Annotated in this window: 5 protein-coding genes and 3 tRNA genes; all 8 read right to left on the bottom strand. The window is 41.3% G+C overall.

Annotated elements, in window-relative coordinates:
- On the bottom strand, positions 1–526 hold a 526-nt coding region (locus N1032_RS22295), incomplete at its 3' end, for a thymidine kinase (RefSeq protein WP_259542436.1).
- A 46-nt stretch (positions 527–572) separates the two neighbouring features.
- Positions 573–1,487, bottom strand: a complete 915-nt coding sequence (locus tag N1032_RS22290; RefSeq protein WP_259542433.1) for a hypothetical protein — start codon at positions 1,485–1,487, stop codon at positions 573–575.
- A 13-nt stretch (positions 1,488–1,500) separates the two neighbouring features.
- Positions 1,501–1,677, bottom strand: a complete 177-nt coding sequence (locus tag N1032_RS22285) for a hypothetical protein (RefSeq protein WP_259542431.1) — start codon at positions 1,675–1,677, stop codon at positions 1,501–1,503.
- A gap of 18 nt (positions 1,678–1,695) precedes the next feature.
- A tRNA-Thr gene (locus N1032_RS22280) sits at positions 1,696–1,771 on the bottom strand.
- Between the two features lie 6 nt (positions 1,772–1,777).
- Positions 1,778–1,854 (bottom strand) — tRNA-Pro (locus tag N1032_RS22275).
- Positions 1,855–1,858: 4 nt separating this feature from the next.
- Positions 1,859–1,933 (bottom strand) — tRNA-Asn (locus N1032_RS22270).
- Between the two features lie 8 nt (positions 1,934–1,941).
- Entirely contained in the window at positions 1,942–2,088 is a 147-nt protein-coding gene (locus tag N1032_RS22265) for a hypothetical protein (protein WP_259542425.1), read from the bottom strand.
- Positions 2,089–2,270: 182 nt separating this feature from the next.
- On the bottom strand, positions 2,271–2,720 hold the full coding sequence (locus N1032_RS22260; protein ID WP_259542424.1) for a hypothetical protein: 450 nt from the start codon (positions 2,718–2,720) through the stop codon (positions 2,271–2,273).
- Positions 2,721–3,548 lie beyond the last annotated feature (828 nt).

Here is a 3,548-nt window from a genome sequence, read left to right as displayed (position 1 = left end):
ATGTTCCTTCAAAATAATGTTTACGGCAAACAGATACATAGGAATCATTCCCACCAATCTGGATTTGCTCACCATCATAAATAGGTTTGCCATTGTTTACGCGGAGAACCATAGAAGCTTTCCTTCCACAGTGGCAGATAGTTTTAAGTTCGACGAGTTTATCAGCCCAAGATAATAAATACTTAGAGCCCTCGAATAACTCTCCCTGGAAATCAGTACGTAATCCGTAGCATAAGACAGGTATGTTTAAATCATCTGCAATCTTTGCTAACTGGTGAACTTGTTCCTTGCTTAAAAATTGTGCTTCATCGATTAGGACGCAGTTTACTGGATTTGATTTGACTTCTTCGTAGAGATTAGTTGACTTATTAAAAAGAGTGGCATCTTCGGAAAGACCCACTCTTGAAGTCACTTTACCAACACCATATCGGTTATCTAACTCTGCTGTATAGACCACGGTCTTCATGCCGCGTTCTTTATAATTGAATGAGGATTGTAGAAGGGACGTGGATTTACCAGCGTTCATTGCGGAGTAGTAGAAATACAGCTGAGCCATAGATTACCTTATTGGATTAGAATGTAAATGGTTTCTTAATTCTGAATACATTGAATGGGGCATGCATTTTATCTTCTTCACCGGGATTCAACAGAGAGGATAAGTCCAACTGAGAACAAGCAAAGTAAACATACTCACCTTCAAGTGTGAGGGCGTCAGGCCACATCAGGATACGAGATGGTTTAATATAGGGTGTAATAGAATCATTACGTATCAAATCAATAGAACACATCTCTGCATTGGAAATCAAGAATGAACCATCTGGCAAAGTTAAGATACCACCAATTGCAGGCAAGTCTCTTACTTTCTTGACTTTAGAATCAAGCTGAGGGGCAGTCAATGTTGGGTTAAGCAAGTCATCGACTGGTACAGACCATAAACCACCTCCCAATGGGAAGCAGAAATAAAACGTTTTCTTATCTGGAGAAAGTTCAATACCATCTACATGAATTTCACCAGAGATTTTATTATCATAAATCGTAGCACTCGTTTTAGGTGCTTTTGATTTCTTACTGGAAAGCAATGCTTGTCTAGATCTACCAGTTGACAAATCTAAGACAATCACAGAACCTTTTCCATACTCTGAGATAAGGGCCGTGCGACCTACTACACGAATATCATTAAGTTTGCTACCTTCAACCATATTTGGTTTGAGGGTTTTAGTAACTTTATCCGTTGTAGTATCCACGATAACTAGTTTATCTTCATCTACGATATAAAGGTCATCCCCTTCAGTGTGAACTGCTGTCACACATTTCAGGTTTCCAGCTTTGTATGGTTTAACTTCACCATCTACCCACTCACCTACATTGTAGTTGTCTTCTTGGACAAAAGTAGGCATGGAGAAGAACATACGTTGATTCTTAGTGATGGCCACTCCAGTTATTTGTTTATCAGAGCTAGCTACAACTCCTAATTCCTGAATAAACATATGTTCTCCTAAATTACCAAGTCTTATTCAATGCACCTTCAGATGCTTTAGGTTTTCCACCTTTTGACTTGGATTTACCAGCTACAGACATAGCGATGGCAATCGCCTGTTTCTGAGGTTTGCCAGCAGCCATCTCTTTCTTGATATTAGAAGAGATAGCTTTTTTGCTAGAACCCTTAACTAATGGCATGATTGCCTCCTATGGAATTGGTGCCCCGCGAGAGATTCGAACTCCCGACCTACTCATTACTAGTGAGTTGCTCTGCCAGCTGAGCTAGCGAGGCATTGTTTGGTCGGCACTGGAGGATTCGAACCTCCGACCCCATGCTCCCAAAGCATGTGCTCTACCAAGCTGAGCTAAGTGCCGTATGTGGCGGACTGGGGTGGGATCGAACCACCGACCGATTGGTTAACAGCCAATTGCTCTACCGCTGAGCTACCAGACCTTAATTTGTTAGCGACCTACTTTGTCGCCCTTTGGTTTACTTGTACTTGGTTTAGCATTACCATAACCAGAATTCAGTACTGTACTTTCGATACCCTGAGTCTCTTTGTATGGACGCTTGGCACGAAGACGAACGATAAAAGAACCGCCAGCCATATTAATCTCTCCTCTTGCCAGAGCAGGCTTCCGGTCTTATCGCCATCTCACCTGCCACCGGGTTGCCCAGTGAATCAATATCTCACTTGGGACGAACTTCTTATAGGTGTGGTTGCCCACTCAAAATGCGCCCTACTTTTTATTTTCAGGTCGTTAGTAGGATCGACCAGGAGCAAGCTCCCTTATTCTGAGATACCAAGACCTTTGGCTAACAGTTCACCCAGACGAGCATCAATCTGATCTTTTGTCAGTTTAGTCTCTTCCATAGTAACTTCAATCGAAGCTGCTTTCGGCAAGGTCAATTCGAGAATTGTCTTAGCTGCTTTGAATCGAAGGTCTGGAGCACATTGTGGGTCTTGAGCCATATCCATCAGAATCTCTTCCATGGACAGGCCATCTTCAGTACGACCAGCAACTCTATCGAGGAACTGCTGGGTCATTTTGTTGCGGCTACCTTTTGGGCGACCTGGCGAACACTTGTTACCCGGAAGGAATTTACCAGTCCGGAGATTACGACCATCTTCAATCGGGTCGTCTTCCAGTGCTGCTTTAAAATTTCCGGGACGACGATTTCCATTCTCGTCGAAGGCATCTGGACTAAGCAAATAGTCACTACCTTGTTCAATAGTCATATCTATGAACTCCTTATATTAATCCGTTATGCTAAGCATTACGAACTTAAGTATATACACTGTAGAAAAGAAAGGTTGACAAATATTTTACACTGTAGAAGGAATTGTTTGTGTGCCCTGTCATAATCCACTGATAGTGTGGGACTTCATAGGTGAGACCTCATGTGTGCCTGTTCATGTGTGCGACCCCATCCGAATTAATACCTTATGTGCTATCCTATTTATCCCTCATTCAAATTTTTTAGTTTCAATTTCAAATTTTGCTGGGTGGGAGGTGTACGGTTGGTGAGAGAAAGAAAAAAGGGGGATAGGGTGGGGGTAGGGGGCTTATTTAGAGATAGACAGGCACGCTAGGGAATGTATAGGCGTATGATTATCAATGACATAGCACAATAGATAGGCACAATGATAACAATATGTTAAATAATATATGTGTGTATGTATATGTGTATGTATTATTATGTGTGTATATATCCGTGTATACCACTGTATAAAGGCAGGTCATATAACTATTATATTATTATATATCATATAGATAGCCTGTATATGTGGGTATATAGCAGGGTATATGATAGGGCATGTATATAAGGCCGTATGTGTAGGCATACCCATGTATAACCCCCATTGCTAAAGGCAATACAACGCCTTAACAGGCGCTCATATAAACCCCCTTATGCAATAGCCCACGTTAAACCGTTACTTTCCTTAACCCTTATGGCGGTTAATGTAAGACATACAAACTTATTAGGGCTTTGTTAATCATGTATTCAACCACGTTTAAGCTAAGTAATAATCCATGAGTAACTATGTTAAGTATAAGTTAATCTT

It is taken from the genome of Herbiconiux daphne, from assembly GCF_024979295.1.
Lineage (GTDB): Bacteria > Actinomycetota > Actinomycetes > Actinomycetales > Microbacteriaceae > Herbiconiux > Herbiconiux daphnes.
This window is presented reverse-complemented; position numbering and strand designations above follow the sequence as displayed.

Excerpts from the sequence above, each read along its gene's own strand:
- N1032_RS22290 (WP_259542433.1), bottom strand. The coding sequence starts at position 1,487 with ATGTTTATTCAGGAATTAGGAGTTGTAGCTAGCTCTGATAAACAAATA.
- N1032_RS22285 (WP_259542431.1), bottom strand. The coding sequence starts at position 1,677 with ATGCCATTAGTTAAGGGTTCTAGCAAAAAAGCTATCTCTTCTAATATC.
- N1032_RS22265 (WP_259542425.1), bottom strand. The coding sequence starts at position 2,088 with ATGGCTGGCGGTTCTTTTATCGTTCGTCTTCGTGCCAAGCGTCCATAC.
- N1032_RS22260 (WP_259542424.1), bottom strand. The coding sequence starts at position 2,720 with ATGACTATTGAACAAGGTAGTGACTATTTGCTTAGTCCAGATGCCTTC.